General features: G+C 70.6%; 14 protein-coding genes. 8 read left to right on the forward strand and 6 right to left on the reverse strand.

Annotated elements, in window-relative coordinates; all coding sequences use genetic code 11:
- Positions 1–35 precede the first annotated feature (35 nt).
- Positions 36–1337: an O-antigen ligase family protein gene (locus BJQ94_RS03635; protein WP_265399324.1), complete on the reverse strand. Its 1302-nt coding sequence runs from the start codon at positions 1335–1337 to the stop codon at positions 36–38.
- Entirely contained in the window at positions 1334–2647 is a 1314-nt protein-coding gene (locus tag BJQ94_RS03640) for an O-antigen ligase family protein (protein WP_265399323.1), read from the reverse strand. Before BJQ94_RS03640 ends, BJQ94_RS03635 begins: the two co-directional genes overlap by 4 nt.
- Before the next feature lie 135 nt (positions 2648–2782).
- On the opposite strand from BJQ94_RS03640, the gene BJQ94_RS03645 reads away from it, so the two are divergent.
- Positions 2783–3094, forward strand: coding sequence for a rhodanese-like domain-containing protein (locus BJQ94_RS03645; protein ID WP_265399322.1), 312 nt, complete (start codon positions 2783–2785; stop codon positions 3092–3094).
- A complete protein-coding gene (locus BJQ94_RS03650; protein WP_265399321.1) occupies positions 3091–3381 on the forward strand; it encodes a metal-sensitive transcriptional regulator in 291 nt (96 codons plus the stop codon). Before BJQ94_RS03645 ends, BJQ94_RS03650 begins: the two co-directional genes overlap by 4 nt.
- Before the next feature lie 94 nt (positions 3382–3475).
- Here the strand turns inward: BJQ94_RS03650 and BJQ94_RS03655 are convergent, their stop codons facing one another.
- The 3 genes from BJQ94_RS03655 to BJQ94_RS03665 form a co-directional block, all read right to left on the reverse strand.
- Positions 3476–3919 (reverse strand): SRPBCC family protein, encoded by a 444-nt coding sequence (locus BJQ94_RS03655; RefSeq protein WP_265399320.1) that lies wholly within the window; start codon positions 3917–3919, stop codon positions 3476–3478.
- Positions 3910–5409 (reverse strand): NAD(P)/FAD-dependent oxidoreductase, encoded by a 1500-nt coding sequence (locus BJQ94_RS03660; RefSeq protein WP_265399319.1) that lies wholly within the window; start codon positions 5407–5409, stop codon positions 3910–3912. Before BJQ94_RS03660 ends, BJQ94_RS03655 begins: the two co-directional genes overlap by 10 nt.
- 78 nt (positions 5410–5487) lie before the next feature.
- On the reverse strand, positions 5488–6666 hold the full coding sequence (locus tag BJQ94_RS03665) for an acyl-CoA dehydrogenase family protein (protein ID WP_265399318.1): 1179 nt from the start codon (positions 6664–6666) through the stop codon (positions 5488–5490).
- Positions 6667–6797: 131 nt separating this feature from the next.
- On the opposite strand from BJQ94_RS03665, the gene manA reads away from it, so the two are divergent.
- Positions 6798–8093 carry a mannose-6-phosphate isomerase, class I gene (gene manA / locus BJQ94_RS03670; RefSeq protein ID WP_265399317.1) on the forward strand — a complete coding sequence of 432 codons (1296 nt, stop codon included), beginning with the start codon at positions 6798–6800 and terminating at the stop codon, positions 8091–8093.
- Here manA and BJQ94_RS03675 read toward each other — a convergent pair.
- Positions 8009–9052: a helix-turn-helix domain-containing protein gene (locus BJQ94_RS03675; RefSeq protein WP_265399316.1), complete on the reverse strand. Its 1044-nt coding sequence runs from the start codon at positions 9050–9052 to the stop codon at positions 8009–8011. The genes manA and BJQ94_RS03675 overlap by 85 nt on opposite strands.
- A gap of 90 nt (positions 9053–9142) precedes the next feature.
- Between BJQ94_RS03675 and BJQ94_RS03680 the strand changes: the two genes are divergently transcribed.
- The 5 genes from BJQ94_RS03680 to BJQ94_RS03700 all read left to right on the forward strand — a co-directional run bounded on the left by BJQ94_RS03680 (position 9143) and on the right by BJQ94_RS03700 (position 15451).
- Complete coding sequence (locus BJQ94_RS03680) at positions 9143–9286, forward strand: hypothetical protein (RefSeq protein WP_265399315.1); 144 nt, start codon at positions 9143–9145, stop codon at positions 9284–9286.
- 51 nt (positions 9287–9337) lie between these two features.
- Positions 9338–10303: a UDP-glucose 4-epimerase GalE gene (gene galE / locus BJQ94_RS03685; protein WP_265399314.1), complete on the forward strand. Its 966-nt coding sequence runs from the start codon at positions 9338–9340 to the stop codon at positions 10301–10303.
- A 149-nt stretch (positions 10304–10452) separates the two neighbouring features.
- On the forward strand, positions 10453–10791 hold the full coding sequence (locus BJQ94_RS03690; RefSeq protein ID WP_265399313.1) for a WhiB family transcriptional regulator: 339 nt from the start codon (positions 10453–10455) through the stop codon (positions 10789–10791).
- 99 nt (positions 10792–10890) lie between these two features.
- Positions 10891–14007, forward strand: a complete 3117-nt coding sequence (locus BJQ94_RS03695; RefSeq protein ID WP_275875555.1) for a glycosyltransferase — start codon at positions 10891–10893, stop codon at positions 14005–14007.
- Positions 13997–15451 carry a DUF5719 family protein gene (locus BJQ94_RS03700; protein ID WP_275875556.1) on the forward strand — a complete coding sequence of 485 codons (1455 nt, stop codon included), beginning with the start codon at positions 13997–13999 and terminating at the stop codon, positions 15449–15451. Before BJQ94_RS03695 ends, BJQ94_RS03700 begins: the two co-directional genes overlap by 11 nt.
- Positions 15452–15478: the final 27 nt, after the last annotated feature.

Genomic DNA, 15478 nt, shown 5'->3' on the forward strand with positions numbered 1-15478 from the left:
GGATGTTTCCCCGGGAGGGAACATCAGGGCCTGAGTTAGTCGTCCGCGTCGACTCGGGGGCTGGGCTTGAGAAGGCGCCGCCAGCTCTGGCTCTGTGCGGCCTTCACCGAGCAGATCAGCAGCAGCAGCCAGCCGAACTCGACGAGCACCGTGCTCTCGGCCGCCGAGGTGACCAGGAGCGCTACGAGGACCAGCGGCGACCAGACGTAGACGACGGGGCGCTTGTTCGAGGCGAGCACCCACGAGCGGATGAACGCGAGGGTCACGAGCGCCACGAAGGAGAGGAACCCGACGAGGCCGACCTGAAAGTAGACGTCCAGGAACGCGTTGAGTGCGGAGGAGTGCTGGCTCTTGGTCACGAAGTCGAGCCAGCCGTACGGGCTGATGTCCTGCGGCCAGGTGCCGGTCCAGCCCCAGCCCTCGAGCGGATGCAGCTCCACGAGTCGCCACATCTCCCGCCACAGCGTGGATCTGGTCTCGAATTCGCTGCCGGCATTGAGCAGGTTGATGATGCTCGCCCGGCCGATGAAGACGAGGAGCGTGACGACGAGCACGGTGCCGAGCAGGCTCAGCTGCAGCAGCCACCGCTTGTCGACGGGGGTGCGGCGCAGCCAGTACAGGGCCAAGGCGGCGATGCCGACGGCACTGGCGACGACGACGAACACCGGCGAGTGGGTGAGGAGCACGCCGAGGCTGGCCAGTGCGATCGACCAGGCGGCCCGGAGCGGTCGCACCGACCTGGAGCGCAATTCGATCAGGAAGCTGACCCCGGCGATCAATGACACCAGGCCGAGCACGTTGCGTGAACCGAACACCCCTTGGATGGGGCCGAGCATGGCGATGTTGCCCTGCACCCCGAGGAAGGCGATGGGGAGGTCCAGCAGGAGCCCCGACAGCACCTCGAGGGCGATCGACAGGCCGAGCAGCACCCGCAGTACGTCGCCGGTGGCGCGCACGATCTGGATGGTGTCACGCACGAGGGCCACGTAGATCGCCAGGAAGGCGAAGGTCAGCTGGTAGCCGACCCCGGCCACGGTGCGGCCGGGGTACCCGCTCCACAGCACGGACAGCGCACACCAGATCAGGAAGACCAATATCGACACCGGCAGCAGTCCGTGCCATTCGATGCTGCGCCGCCTGGCCACCAGAGACGCCGTCGCGAGTGCGACCAGACAGGCCAGCGCGCCCAGCAGGCCGGGCCAGCCCATCAGGCTGCGCAGCAGGTGCGTGGCGAAGGCCAGCCCGAGGATGAGGTGGGTGAGCGCGGCGCTGAACCGCGGAGAGGAGAACACCGCGGAGACCGCGGTCGGAATGAGCGGCCGGGCGCGGTCGGTCATCGCTTGCCCACGCCGAGCAGTTCCTCAGCCGCGCCGGGGCGCTTGGTCTTCACGGCGAGCACGATCAGCAGCACCCAGCCGGATTCGACGAGGATGCGGCTTTCCGCCAGGCTCTGAGCGAGCAGCGCGACGAGCAGGAGCAGGGGCAGCAGCGCCGTGACCGAGAACCGCGCGGTGTCGTCGACGCCCAGGCGGGGCCGGTCGACGGCGAGGAACCAGGACCGCCACAGGGTCGACAGGGCGAGGGCGCCGAAAACGATCAGCCCGAGGATGCCCAGTTGGAGCCAGACATCCAGCCAGGCATTGTGGGCCTGCAGGTATTGCACACCCTTGCGCACGGCGAGGCCGTTGAACGGTTCGACCCACGGCGCCCAGTAGCTGACCCAGCCCCAGCCCCAGACCGGGCGTTGGCCGGCCAGGTCGATGACACTGTTCCAGATGTCGAAACGGCCGGTGAGGTCTTCGCTCTTGCCGAGCAGGCCGAGGAGGGTCGACGAGAAGGCGACGACCCCGATCACGAGCGCGGCGAGCGCGGCGGCGAAGGTCAGGTACAACGGCCGCCGGCCGAGCGGCGGCAGCCGGCGGGCCCAGAGCGCGAAGAGCAGGGCGATCACGACGGCGACGAGCGCGACGGACACGGTGGCCGACCGGGTCAGCCAGAGCAGCACGAGCGCCACGGCAACCCAGAAGATTCCGCGGCCGCGGGCCACGGTGCCGGCCGCGAGCTGCACGGCGAACACGATCAGCGCGAGCAGCGCGATGAAGCCCAGCAGGTTGCGGCTCGCCACGATGCCCTCGATCGGGCCGCCATCAAGCAGCAGCCCGCGCGACCAGTAGAACGCGGCGGGGATCTTGCCGGTGTACTCGACCCAGAACGGGAGCACGGCGTGGCCGACGAACACCGCCACGATGAACTCGAAGACCAGCGACAGGCCGAGGATCAGCCGCAGGGCCACGCCGAGGGTGCGCAGCAGTTCGGTCCAGCTGAGGCAGAGGGCCACGAACAGTGCCGTGATGGTGGTGATCCACTGCAGGGTGATGCCGAGCGCGCTGACGCCGGGGTAGGCCGACCAGGCCAGTGAGACCGTGGCGAGCAGCATGAACGCGGCGAGTGATTTCGGGAAGGTGCGCCAGGCCAGGCCGGGCTTGGTGGAGAGGAGGAACCAGAGGCTGCCGACGACGATGACCACGGCGATGGCGCCGAAGCCCCACCAGCCGAGCAGGTTCCGCCAGAACTGTCCGGCCAGCACGCTGAAGAACACCAGGGTCGCGAAAAGGCGAACAGTGAGACGGCTCTGCACGACGGGCATGTGTCTAGGGTACTGGGGGGACCTCTCCTCGGCCTGCGGAGTTCTTCTGATACCCTGTGGGGTATAAACCGATGGGAAGCCGGGTGCCCAGTTTCGGCTGCACAGGTGCCCCTCCCCGCCCCGAAGGGATACCCCATGACCGATATCTCCGTGACCGAACTCTCGGCGCTGCCCCACCCCGTCGTGATCGACGTGCGCGAACCGCACGAGTGGGGTGCCGGCCACGCGGCTGCCGCCATCCACATCCCCCTCGGCGACCTCGGTGAGCGCGTCGGCGAGGTGCCCCGCGACGCCACCGTCTACGTCATCTGCGCCGCCGGCGGCCGCAGCCTGCAGGGCGCGGCCTTCCTCGAACGGCATGGCCTCGAGGCCGTCAACGTGACCGGTGGAATGAACGCCTGGCAGCAGGCCGGTCTGCCCGTGGTGCAGGACGGGGCGCCGTCATGACCGCGGTGTCCGAGGTCATGACCGATGAGCAGCGCGCCGTGAACCAGAAGAAGGTGCTCAACCGGCTGCGCCGTGCGCAGGGGCAGTTGAGCGCCGTCATCACCGCCGTCGAGGCCGGTGGCAGCTGCAAGGATGTCGTCACGCAGCTGGCGGCCGTGTCGAGCGCGCTCGACCGTGCCGGTTTCACCATCGTCTCCTCCGCCATGCGCGACTGCATCGCCGATCCGGAGAACAAGGAATCCCTCACGGTCGACGAGCTGGAAAAGCTCTTCCTGGCCCTCGCCTAGGGCCCGGGAACCCCGCGCAACTGTTCCCGAATCGGACAAATGCGTCCGGCGCACCGGGACCAATTGTCCGGAGCGGGAACAGTTGCCTCGGGCGTCAGTCTCCGCCGGCGCCGCCCTCGGCGAGGTAGGCCAGTCGCCGCAGCGTCTCGGCGTTCCTGGCGCGGATCGCCACGTCGCGCAGGGGCCTGGGCACGAACCGGCCGGGGCCCGCCGTGGCGTCCTCGGCCAGGCGCACCACGCATCCGTCGCCGCGTGGTTTCACGTCGATCGTCACCTGCGCCTCGCCGATCGGCCAGCCGCGCGCCCGCAGCAACGCGTGCCGGGGAGGATCCCACTCCAGGACCAGGGTGGAATCGTCGATCAGGGCCGGCCACACCCCGACCGAGTGGTGGATGGCGCTGCCCGTGGCCGGCCAGGCCGGGTCGACCTCCCGGATCCTGGACGCGCCGACCACCCAGCCGGGGTACAGCCAGCCGTCGGCGAGAACCGCGAAGACTTTCTCGGGAGAGCAATCGAGGGAACGGTAGTTCACGGCCACGGTGTCACCTTTCGCTGGGCGGATGAGGGGGAGAGGTCGGGGGCGCTGGACACGCCTAGATCGTGCCGGAGCGCGCTCAGGGCCGCGTGCCACCCGGCCAGGCCGTGCACGCCCGGTCCCGGCGGGGTCGACGACGAGCACAGGTAGACGCCGGCCAGCGGGGTGCGCCAGGGGTCGCTCGAGAGCACAGGTCGAGCCAGCAGCTGGCGGATGCTCACCTCGCCCGCCGAGATGTCCCCTCCGACGTAATTGGGGTTGTGAGCCTCAACAACCTGGGCGGTGCGACCGGCATGGGCGAGGATCGTGTCGCGGAACCCCGGCGCGTACCGCTCGATCTGGCCGATGATCGCCTCGGTCTGGTCGACCGTGGAGCCGCGCGGCACATGGGTGTACGCCCACAGGGTGTGCCGGCCGTCCGGGGCACGGCTGGGGTCCCAGCGGCTGGGCTGCGAGACGAGCACGTAAGGCTCGGCCGCATGCCCGCCGCGCGCCACGGTGTTCTCCGCCCGCCGGATCTGCGCCCTCGTGCCTCCCACGTGCACGGTGCCCGCCGCGTGCAGCCCGGCGGCCTGCCAGGGCACCGGGTCCGACAGCGCGAAGTCGACCTTCGCCACGGCGTTGCCGTAGCGGAAGGCCGCCAAACGCCGGGCGTATCCGGCGGGCAGCTCGCCCTCGGCCAGGCGCACCAGCGCCCGCGGGGTCACATCGAGCAGCACCACGCGCGCCGAAGGCAGGTCGCGCAGCCGCCGTACCTCGGTGGACGTGACGATCTCCCCGCCGTGCCGGAGCAGGTCGTCGACCATGGCGGTCACGATGGCGCCACTGCCGCCGACCGGGATCGGCCAGCCGCCGGCGTGCGCGTAAGTGGCCAGGGTGAGGCCGGCGCCGGCCGTGGCGAGGCTCGGCAGGGCCCTGATCGTGTGGGCGCTGACCCCGGTGAGCAGGGCAGGGGCGGCGTCGTCGGTGAAGCGCCGGTCCCAGAGCGGCCCACCCTGCTCGAGGGCGCGCAGGCCGAATCGCGCCGCCGTGACCGGGTGCCTGGGTACCCGCAGCAGCTGGTTGCCGGTGAACTCGGCGACCTGCTCGGCGTGCTCCACCAACGGCGCGAACAGGCGGTGCCAGGCCGGCCCGTCCCTGCCCAGCTCGTCGACAGTGCGGGCCAGGCTCCGGTAGGCCAGGCCGGCGGTGTCGCCGGGCAGCGGGTGCCCGTACGAGACCTCCGGCACCACCAGATCGATCCGGTCGTCCAGGCCGAAGCGGCGAAAGAACTCGGAGGCCAGCGCCAGCGGGTGCACGGCGGAGCAGACGTCGTGGTGGAAGCCGGGCAGGGTGAGCTCCGCGGTGGCCGCGCCGCCGCCCACCTGGGCGGCCCGCTCGTAGACGCGCACGGACAGCCCGGCCCTGGCGAGCGTCACGGCGGCGGCCAGGCCGTTCGGCCCGGAGCCGACCACGATGGCGTCCACCTCCGGCGCCCCTCGCCGCACGCTCACGCGGTCACACCGTTCCGGTCGTCGCGCGCTGATGCCATGCGCCCATTGTCACCCCGCGGCGGCGATTGCGGCAGGAGATCACACGAATGCGGCCAGGCCAGTGATGCTGCGGCCCACGATGAGGGTGTTCATCTCCTGGGTGCCCTCATACGAGTAGATGGCCTCAGCGTCGGAGAAGAAGCGGGCGATGTCGTAGTCCAGCACGATCCCGTTGCCGCCGAACAGTTCGCGGCACCAGGCCACCGTCTCGCGCATCCGTGACGTCGTGTACGACTTCGCCAGGGCCGAGTGCTCGTCGCGCTGGGTGCCGTCGTCGAGCATCTGCGAGACGCGCACAACCATGCCCAGGCTGGCGGTGACGTTGCCCAGGCTCTTCACGAGCAGGTCCTGCACCAGCTGGTGCCCGCCGATCGGCTTGCCGAACTGCACCCGCTCTGCGGCATAGGCGACCGCGGCCTCGTACGCGCCCATCGCCAGGCCGACAGCCGCCCAGGAGACCTCGGCGCGGGTGAAGCGCAGCACCCGTGCGGTGTCGCGGAACGAGTTCGCCTCCTGCAGCCGGTTGTGCTCCGGCACGAGAACGTTCTGCAGGGTGATGTCGGCGTTCTGCACCGAACGGAGGCTGATCTTGCCCTCGATCTTGGTGGCCGTGTAGCCGGCCGTGTCCGTCGGCACGATGAATCCCTTCACCGCGCCGTCTGCGGTGTCCTTGGCCCAGACGATGGTGATGTCCGAGAACGTGGCGTTGCCGATCCAGCGTTTCTGCCCGTTCAGCACCCAGCCGTCGCCTTCCCGGGTCGCTGTCGTGCGCAGGCCCTGCGCGGAGTCCGAGCCGCTGAGGGGTTCGGTGAGGGCGAACGCGCCGACGATGTCGCCGCGGGCCAGCCGGGGCAGCCACTGGGCGCGCTGCTCCGCAGACCCGCAGGCGGCGATCGAGCCGGCGACAAGGCCGTTCTGCACGCCCACGAAGGTGGCGACGGATGCGTCCACCCGCGCCAGCTCCAGTGCCACGAAGCCGCGGAAGACGGCCGAGTTCGGGAACGGGCGGGTCTCCTCCCAGCCGAACGAGTACGCGCCGAGCGCGCCGAGCGGCTTGATGATCTCGGACGGGAACTCGGCCCGTTCCCAACACCCGTTCACCACCGGCCGCACGTCGGACTCCAGGTAGCCGCGTATCCGCATCAGTGCGGCCTTCTCCTCGTCGGTGAGGAGGTTCTCGTATCCGAAGAAATCACTGCCGAGCGGCTCGAAGGTCATCGTGCTCCATTGCAACGTAGATGTACGGCCGTGCGAGTGCCGCGACCGGGACTTTCAGCCTAGGTCGGCGAAGCCGCGGGTGAGAAAGCGGTTGGTAGTTTGGTCTAAACCAATCGACTCAGGAGCCAAGCATGTTTGTGGGCATCAGCAACACCCCGCGTGACTACGCGTGGGGTTCACGCACCGCGATCGCCGATCTCCTCGCCCACCCGGCGTCCGGCGGCCCTGAGGCCGAGTTGTGGCTGGGCGCGCACCCCGGCAGCCCGTCCGTGATCACCGACCCGGCGCTCGCCGGGGGAGCGGCCAACCTCGCCGCCTGGATTCACGCCGATCCGGCGTCGGCGCTCGGCGCCGCGCACGCCGGGGCGGAGCGTCTGCCGTTCCTGATGAAGATCCTCGCCGCGCACAGCCCGCTCTCCCTGCAGGCGCACCCGTCGCCGGAGCGCGCCGCGGCCGGCTTCGCGCTGGAGAATGCCGCCGGCATCCCCGTCGACGCCGCCGACCGCAACTACCGCGACCCGTTCCACAAGCCGGAGATCATCTTCGCGCTCAGCGACACCTTCCAGGCCCTGTGCGGTTTCCGGGACCCGCGCCAGATCCGCTCCATCCTCGCTGAACTGCGCGCACTCGACGCCACCATGGACGACCCGCAGCCCGCGGCGCTGCTCGGGCTGGAGAACCGGCTGGTCGGGGACGACGCTCTGCACGACGTCGTCGATTGGCTACTGCGCGACGGCCGCGGCGGCGACTCCGGCGAGGTGTCCTGGCTGGTCGAGCGGGTCGTGGCGCTCGCCGAGCGGGCCGCGTTCCTCATCGACGGCGGCGCCCAGGTGAGTTTCGCCGCCGAACTCGCCACGGTGCTCTCCTTGTCCCGCGCGTACCCCGGCGATCCCGGCATCGTCATCTCCCTGCTGACCAACCTGGTGACGCTCCAGCGCGGCGAGGTGCTCTTCCTGCCGGCCGGAAACATCCACGCCTACCTGTCCGGGCTGGGCGTCGAGGTCATGGCTTCCTCGGACAACGTTCTGCGCGGCGGGCTCAGCCCCAAGCACATCGACGTCGACGAGCTTCTCGAGGTGCTCGACTTCGCGCCCCTGCCGGTGCCATACCTGGCGCCGGAGCTGCAGGCAGACGGCGTCGCCGTGTACCGGCCCGACGTGCCCGACTTCGAGCTGGCCCACATCGAGGTGTCGGCGGATGCCGCAGCCGGCGCGGCCGGACCGGCCGGCGTCCCCATGCGCCAGGTGACCCTCACCGGCCCCGGCATCGCGATCTGCACGGCCGGCCGTTTCCTCATCGCCGGCGCGGGATCATCGATCTCCCTGGCCAGGGGTGAGTCGGTCTACATCACGCCGGACGAGGCGACGCTCACCTTCGCGGGTTCCGGCGAGGTCTTCCTGGCCACCACCCCGGCTGCGTCCGCGTAGTCCGGCGTCATCCGGCGCCGGCCGAAGGTGCGCCGGTATGCCGTCGGCGTGGTCTGCAGGCCGCGCACGAAGTGGTGCCGCATCACCGCGGCAGCGCCGAACCCGGTCTGGGCCGCGATGAAGTCGAGGGTCTCGTCGGTCTCCTCGAGCAGCTGCTGGGCCAGCATCAGGCGCTGCCGGTTCAGCCACGCCGTGGGCGTGGTTCCGAGCTCGGCCCTGAACCGGCGGGCGAAGGTGCGCGGGGACATCAGCGCGCGTCGGGCGAGCTGGTCGACGGTGAGTTCCTGGTCGAGGCTGCGCAGCATCCAGTCGGTGATCTCGGCGAACGAGTCGCTGCGCTGTTCGGGCATCGGCGCCTGGATGAACTGCGATTGGCCCCCGTCCCGCTGCGGCGGCACCACCATGCGCCTGGCGATCACATTCGCCGCGGCGGCGCCGAGTTCCCGGCGCACCACGTGCAGGGCGGCGTCGATGCCGGCCGCGGTCCCCGCCCCGGTGACCACATGGGTGTCGTCGACGAAGAGCACATCGGGGTCGACGGTGGTGTTCGGGTACGCCTCGGCGAGGGCGTCGGCGTACATCCAGTGCGTGGTGCTGCGCCGGCCATCGAGGATGCCGGCGGCGCCGAGGATGAACGCGCCGCTGCACACGCTGAGCACCCAGGCGCCGCGAGCTTCGGCGTCCCGCACGACCCGCAGCACCTCCGGGTGGATCTCCGAGCCGGCCTCGTAGGCGGGAATGGCGATGAGGTCGGCGTCCGCCGCCGCCGCCAGGCCGTCGTGCACCACGATGTCGAAGCCCAGTTTGGTGCGCAGGGCCCCCGGAACCGCCGTCACGACGTGGAAATCGAAGACCGGCCCGCCGTGCGCCGACCTGTCGATGCCGAACACCTCACAGATCACCCCGAACTCGAACGGGGCCATGCCGGGGATGGCGACGCAGACGATCTTCTTCAGCATGGGGTCCTCCGACGGGGTTGGCAGGAATGTGCGGGTAAACGGCAACTCTGCCACTCGTGGCAGGAAGTAGCAAGACCTACCGTTAGTGCCATGATCCTGTTCCTGAGTGTATTAGTGGCCCTGACAATCTGGGCCGTGGTGGCGAGCGTCGCCGCGCTGCGCTCCGACGGCTTCGGCGACGCCGAACTGGCCAGGCGCAACCGGCATCCCGAACCCTTCCCGCGCGGACGATAGTGTGGTCTGAAACGGCAGCATGCGGCTGCCTGGAGAGCGCAGGGGCACCACATGGCTTGGCTTGTTACCGGAGGGGCCGGCTATATCGGCTCCCACGTCGTCCGTGCGTTTCTGGCTGAGGGCATCGACGTCGTCGTCCTCGACGACCTGTCCAGCGGCCACGCCGAGTTCGTTCCCGCCGGGGTCCCGTTCATCGAGGGCACCCTGCTGGACACCGCGCTGCTGACGAAGACCTTCGCCGAGCACCAGATCAGCGGTGTCGTGCACGTCGCCGGCTTCAAGTACGCCGGAGTGTCGGTCTCCCGGCCCCTGCACACCTACGAGCAGAACGTCACGGCCACGGCCCTGCTGCTCGCCGCCATGCAGGAGGCCGGCGTCGGCCGCATCGTGTTCTCCTCGAGCGCGGCCGTGTACGGCACCCCCTTCACCGACCTCGTCACCGAGGAGACCGCGAAGAGCCCGGAGTCGCCGTACGGCGAGTCGAAGCTGATCGGCGAGTGGCTGCTCCGCGACCAGGCCGTCGCGGCCGGCCTCGCGCACACCTCGCTGCGCTACTTCAACGTCGTCGGCTCCGGTGCGCCGGAGCTGCGCGACACCAGCCCGCACAACCTGTTCCCGATGGTGTTCGAGGCCCTCATCGACGGGCGCACGCCGCGCATCAACGGCAACGACTACAAGACCGCGGACGGCACCTGCGTGCGCGACTACATCCACGTCGCCGACCTCGCGACCTCGCATGTCGCCGCGGCCCGGCGGTTGGACGCCGGTCAGGACATCGCCCCGGTCTACAACCTCGGCAGCGGAGACGGCGTCTCGGTCGGCGAGATCATGAGCACGGTCGCGACGGTCACCGGCATTCCGTTCACCCCGGACATCGGCCCGCGTCGCACCGGCGACCCCGATCGGATCGTGGCGTCGGGCGAGATGGCGGCTCGCGACCTGGACTGGAAGATGCGACACAGCCTCGAAGACATGGTGCGCAGCGCGTGGGAGTCCAGGAAGGCATCCGTCAGCTGACTCGCACGACACGATTCGAGCACGTGGGCGCGTCGCAAACCCTCCAGCCCGCGTTGAGGGTTTACCATCGGCGACTTGACGCCAGGGAACTACACCGGTGTAATTAGTTCTAGCGCGGAAATGTGCATGAGCTGATGGGTGGAGGCGATATGACGTTGTCCGAATATCGTTCCGGTGTACCTGACGACTGGTTCGTAGATCCAGTACGTCTCGGTGTACCCGGAGTGCGCAAGCAGCCCACGACGCCTGACGGCGATGCCGATGACAATCCCCTCGCCTGGCAGTCTGATTCGCTCTGCGCGCAGACCGACCCCGAGGCCTTCTTCCCGGAGAAGGGCGGCTCCACCAGGGACGCCAAGAAGATTTGCGGCTCGTGCGAGGTTCGCCCGCAGTGCCTGCAGTACGCGCTCGCCAATGACGAACGCTTCGGCATCTGGGGCGGCCTCTCCGAGCGCGAACGCCGCAAACTCCGCAAGCGCGCGGGCTAGGCAGAACCGACAGTTCTGGCCGGTTTGCGGGGCCCGGTTTTGTGGCGCGCCTGCCGATTGAGCCGTCTCCACAGATATCCGACCTAGGCTGTCCACGATATGCAAGCCAGAGTCACCGCCATCATCGTCGCCCGTAACGGCGCCCAGCACCTTCAGCGAACTCTCGAGGCCCTGCGCGGGCAAACCCGCCAGCCCGACACCGTCATCGCCGTCGATTGCGGGTCCACCGATTCCTCCGCCGAACTCCTCGCGGCCTACGGGCCCACCCATTTCATCTCGGCGCATGCGAACCTCTCCTTCGGCGATGCGATCAAGACCGCCGAGACGGTCCTGCCCGCTACCGACGGTGAGCACGAACTGCTCTGGCTGCTGGCGCAGGACAGTGCCCCCGAGGCCGGCGCGTTGGAGAAACTCGTCGCCGAACTCGAGATCGCGCCGTCGGTCGCGGTAGCCGGTCCGAAGGTCATGGAATGGGTCGCCGACGACTACATCCACGACTTCGGCCAGTCGATGACTCCGTACGGTTCTACGGTGACCCTCGTCGAGAGCGAACTGGACCAGGAACAGCACGACGCCCTGAGCGATGTGCTCGCCGTCAGCGCGGGCGGCATGCTCGTGCGCCGCACGGTCTGGGACCACCTGGACGGGTTCGATCCCGCGCTGCCCATCGTCGACGACTCCCTCGACTTCTGTGTGCGGGTGCGTCTCGCCGGCTACCGCGTGTCTGTGGTCTCCGCGGCCAGGGTGAGCTCGGCCGGTGACGGCGTGGCCGGCCCGGACGGCTCGTCCCGCGGACGTGCCCGGCGCCGCATGGTGCGCGCGGAACGCGCGGCGCAGCTGCACCGCCGTCTCGTCTACGCGCCGGTCTGGGCGCTTCCGGTGCACTGGCTCTCGCTCATTCCGCTGGCCTTCCTCCGCTCGCTCGGCGACCTGCTCCGCAAGGAGCCCGGTGCCATTCTCGGCGAGTTCTCTGCGGCGTTCTCCGCCGCGTTCCTCGGCGGCCGGGTTCGCCAGGCCCGCCGGCGCCTGGCCGGCACTCGCACGCTGGCCTGGTCGTCGATCTCGACCCTGCGGGTGTCCGCCGCCGAGGTGCGGCGGCGTCACGCCCTCACCCGGGAAGCCGCGCTCACCGGTGCACGGGGAGACCGGCCGGAGATCCGGTTCTTCTCCGGCGGGGGAGCCTGGACCCTGCTCGGCGCTGCCGTGCTCAGCGTTGCTGTGCTCGCCTCCTTGCTCGGCGCTGAGACCCTCACCGGCGGCGGCCTGCTCCCGCTCTCCGACACCGTCGGCGCCCTCTGGGCGAACGTCGGCTACGGGTGGCGCGACATCGGCTTGGGATTCGTCGGCGGTGCAGACCCCTTCGCGGTGGTCCTGGCGGTTCTCGGCACGCTCACCTTCTGGTCGCCGTCGTTCTCCATCGTGCTCCTGTACATGCTGGCCCTGCCGCTGGCCGCCACCGGCGCGTGGATGGCCGCGACCCGGCTTACCCATCGCGGGTCGATCCGCGCGACCGCCGCCGTGCTCTGGATGCTGTCGCCCACCTTCCTCACGGCCATCGCGGCCGGCCGCCCGGCGGCCATCCTCGTGCACCTGCTGCTGCCGTGGCTGTTCTTCGCGGGATTCGCCGCGGCCAGGTCCTGGTCGGCATCCGGCTCGGCCGCCCTTTTGTTCGCCGCCATCGTCGCCTGCGCCCCGTCGTTGGCCCCGGCCCTGCTCGTCGGCTGGCTCCTCTGCGTGTTCGTCAGCGGACGCCGGGTGATGCGCTTCGTGGGCATCCCGCTGCCGGCCCTCGCGTTGGCAGTTCCCCTGATCTGGAGCCAGGCCTTGCGCGGCAACTGGTTGGCCCTGCTGGCCGATCCCGGCGTTCCGGTTCCCACGTCACCGGTGCCGGTCTGGCAGCTGATCCTCGGATTCCCGGCCGGCGACCTCGGCGGCTGGACCCAGCTCCTGCCCCTCTGGGGCGCGGATGCGAGCATCGCCACCCTCGTGGTGCCGCTGCTCCTGGTGCCGCTCGCGGTGCTGGCGCTCGTCGCGCTGCTGCTACCCGGCGCGCGCGGCGCGGCGTTCGCCCTGCTCGCGGCCCTGCTCGGACTGGCCACCGCGATCGCCGCCGGCTCGGTGTCGGTGGCGGCGGTGGGCGACGCGGCCGTCGGCATCTGGCCCGGCGCCGGACTCAGCCTCTACTGGCTCGGCATCACCGGTGCCGTGGTTTTCGCGGCCCGCGGGCTGCACAAGGTGGCCATCGCCCCGCTGGTGGTGTCCGCGGTCGCCCTGGCCGTGGTGGCGTTCCCGCTGGCCGCGGCACTCCCGCTCGGCACCTCGGCGGTGCAGGAGGGCATCGGCCGCACTCAGCCGGCCTTCGTCACTGCTGAGGCCCTGGTCGACGAGCGCGTCGGCACCCTGCAGATCGTGCCGCAGTCGGACGGCGGCATCCTCGCCACGATCGTGCGCGGAACAGGCGAGCGCCTCGACGTGCAATCCACCCTCGACAGCACCGCGACCGGGATCACCCAGGAGCAGGCGGAACTGGCCACCCTGGCCGGCAACCTCGCCTCGCAGAGCGGGCTGGACGCCTCCGCCGACCTGGCCAGGTTCGGCATCCGCTTCGTGCTGCTGCGCCCCGCCGCCGAGACACCCGCGGAGTGGGGCACGACCGGCACAGTGACGCCGGCGGCCGCCCAGACCAGCACGCGCACCACCACCTCCCTCGACGGAACCGCGGCGCTCGTTCCGGTGGGCGACACGGCCTTCGGCCGGCTGTGGCGGTCGGACGCCCCCACCGACACAGCGGTCAACGGGCCGATTCCCGCGGACGCCGGCGGCGCATTCGGGCTCATCACCGCGCTCATCGCCGCCATCGTGATCGGTGCGACGGTGCTCCTGTCCATTCCCACCGGTGCGGGCCGTGAAGCCGTGCGCCAGGCGCACCGCGACGCGATCCGCCGGGCCTCCAGGATGAGCAAACCGGCCAAGCCCACCCGCGCGCCACGACGGGTCCGGTCAGCGCGGGTGCCGCGCTCCGAACGGCCCGGCGCCACACCCCGAACCAAGGGCAAGCGCAAACGAGGCAGCGAGGTCCAGGCCACCGGGTCGGCTGAGGCCCAGACCCCGCCCGCCACCCCGGACACCGCCACCCCGGACACCGCCACCCCGGACACCGCCACCCCGGACACCGCCGCCCCCGACAGTGCAGAGGATGCAGACCATGGCCACTAAGCGCAGGGTCGCCCTCGTCGGGGCCAGAGTCACCGCCGGCCTGATCGGCATGGCCGTCGTAGTCGTCGCCGTGGGCGGGTCCGCCCTCGTGCCCTGGCCGGCAGTGCTGCAGGAGCCCACGTCCACGCTGGTGACCCCCGTTGCCAGCGACCAGTTGCGGGTGTGCCCTGGGCCGCTCCTCACTCTCGCCGCCGACTCCAGCCAGGCGGATGCGGCCACCTCTGTTGGCCCGTTCGCCACCGTCTACGGTGCGCGCGCACCCGGCGCCGACGGGGGCGTCCTGACGGTCGAGCGTGCCGACGTGTCCGCGGTCGACAACTCCGAGAGCGGCAGAGACGGTTCCCCGCTCGTGCTGAGCGTTCCCGTCGACGACGGCGCGCTCGAAGCCCCCCTGGTGGCCGGGGCCCAGTCGCAGACCGCCGCGGGGGAGACCCTGGGCGGGCTCGCCGCCGCAGCCTGCACCGAAGCTTCCAGCGACTCATGGCTCGTCAGCGGCTCCACCGATGTGGGCCGCACCAGCCTCGTTCTGCTCAGCAACCCCTCCTCCGTCGTCGCATCCGTGGACCTCACCGTCTACGGCGAATCCGGTCAGGTCGACGCCCCCGGGTCCACCGGCATCCTGGTGCAGCCCGGAACGCAGCGCATCATCTCCCTCGCGGGGCTCGCCCCCAACCTGCTGTCGCCCGTCGTGCACGTGCAGGCCACCGGCGGTCAGGTGGCCGCGGCGATCGAGCAGAGCGTGATCCGCGGCATCCAGCCCGGCGGCGTCGAGCTCACCGGTCCGACGACCGCCGCCGCTACCGAACAGGTCATTCCCGGCGTCGTTGTCAGCACGCCCGGCACCGACGTGTCCGTCGACGACGGCGCCGTGTCCGACGACACTCCGACGGTGCGGGTCCTGGTGCCCGGCGACATCCCGGCCACCGTGAGCGTCGGCGTGCAGAGCGAGGACGGGGCCTCGACCGGCACCTCTCTCGAGGTCGAGATCCAGCCGGGTGTTGCCACCGAGATTCCTCTCAGCGGCGTCGTGGCGGGCAACTACACGGTGAATCTCAGCAGTGACCAGCCCCTGGTCGCTGCGGCGCTCAGCACCGCCACCGGCTCCGTCAGCCCCGACTTCACCTGGGCGTCGGCCGCCGCCCCGCAGGACGGCGCCTTCCTGGTGCACGTCGCGGACGGCCCTGCCCCCGCGCTGCACCTGGCCAACACCTCCGACGCCGACGTCACCCTCACGCTCACCCCCGACAACGGTGAGCCGACGGTCGTGACGGTGCCGGCCGCACAGTCTGTGGTCATCGGGGTCGCGGCGTCCACGCAATACCTGGTCACCGGCGGCACGGGCATCGTGGCCGCGGTCGGCTACACGGGAGACGGACTCGCGTCGTCGTACACCATCAGCCCGATCGGACCGCTGGCGGAAGCCATCCCGGTCTACTCGCGCTGACCCGCCATCAGCCAGCGCCCAAGGAGC

It is taken from the genome of Cryobacterium sp. SO2 (assembly GCF_026151165.2).
In the GTDB taxonomy this organism is placed as follows: Bacteria; Actinomycetota; Actinomycetes; order Actinomycetales; family Microbacteriaceae; genus Cryobacterium.

Coding starts and splice junctions, on each gene's coding strand:
- BJQ94_RS03635 (WP_265399324.1), bottom strand. CDS start 1,337: ATGACCGACCGCGCCCGGCCGCTCATTCCGACCGCGGTCTCCGCGGTG.
- BJQ94_RS03640 (WP_265399323.1), bottom strand. CDS start 2,647: ATGCCCGTCGTGCAGAGCCGTCTCACTGTTCGCCTTTTCGCGACCCTG.
- BJQ94_RS03645 (WP_265399322.1), top strand. CDS start 2,783: ATGACCGATATCTCCGTGACCGAACTCTCGGCGCTGCCCCACCCCGTC.
- BJQ94_RS03650 (WP_265399321.1), top strand. CDS start 3,091: ATGACCGCGGTGTCCGAGGTCATGACCGATGAGCAGCGCGCCGTGAAC.
- BJQ94_RS03665 (WP_265399318.1), bottom strand. CDS start 6,666: ATGACCTTCGAGCCGCTCGGCAGTGATTTCTTCGGATACGAGAACCTC.
- manA (WP_265399317.1), top strand. CDS start 6,798: ATGTTTGTGGGCATCAGCAACACCCCGCGTGACTACGCGTGGGGTTCA.
- BJQ94_RS03675 (WP_265399316.1), bottom strand. CDS start 9,052: ATGCTGAAGAAGATCGTCTGCGTCGCCATCCCCGGCATGGCCCCGTTC.
- BJQ94_RS03680 (WP_265399315.1), top strand. CDS start 9,143: ATGATCCTGTTCCTGAGTGTATTAGTGGCCCTGACAATCTGGGCCGTG.
- galE (WP_265399314.1), top strand. CDS start 9,338: ATGGCTTGGCTTGTTACCGGAGGGGCCGGCTATATCGGCTCCCACGTC.
- BJQ94_RS03690 (WP_265399313.1), top strand. CDS start 10,453: ATGACGTTGTCCGAATATCGTTCCGGTGTACCTGACGACTGGTTCGTA.
- BJQ94_RS03695 (WP_275875555.1), top strand. CDS start 10,891: ATGCAAGCCAGAGTCACCGCCATCATCGTCGCCCGTAACGGCGCCCAG.
- BJQ94_RS03700 (WP_275875556.1), top strand. CDS start 13,997: ATGGCCACTAAGCGCAGGGTCGCCCTCGTCGGGGCCAGAGTCACCGCC.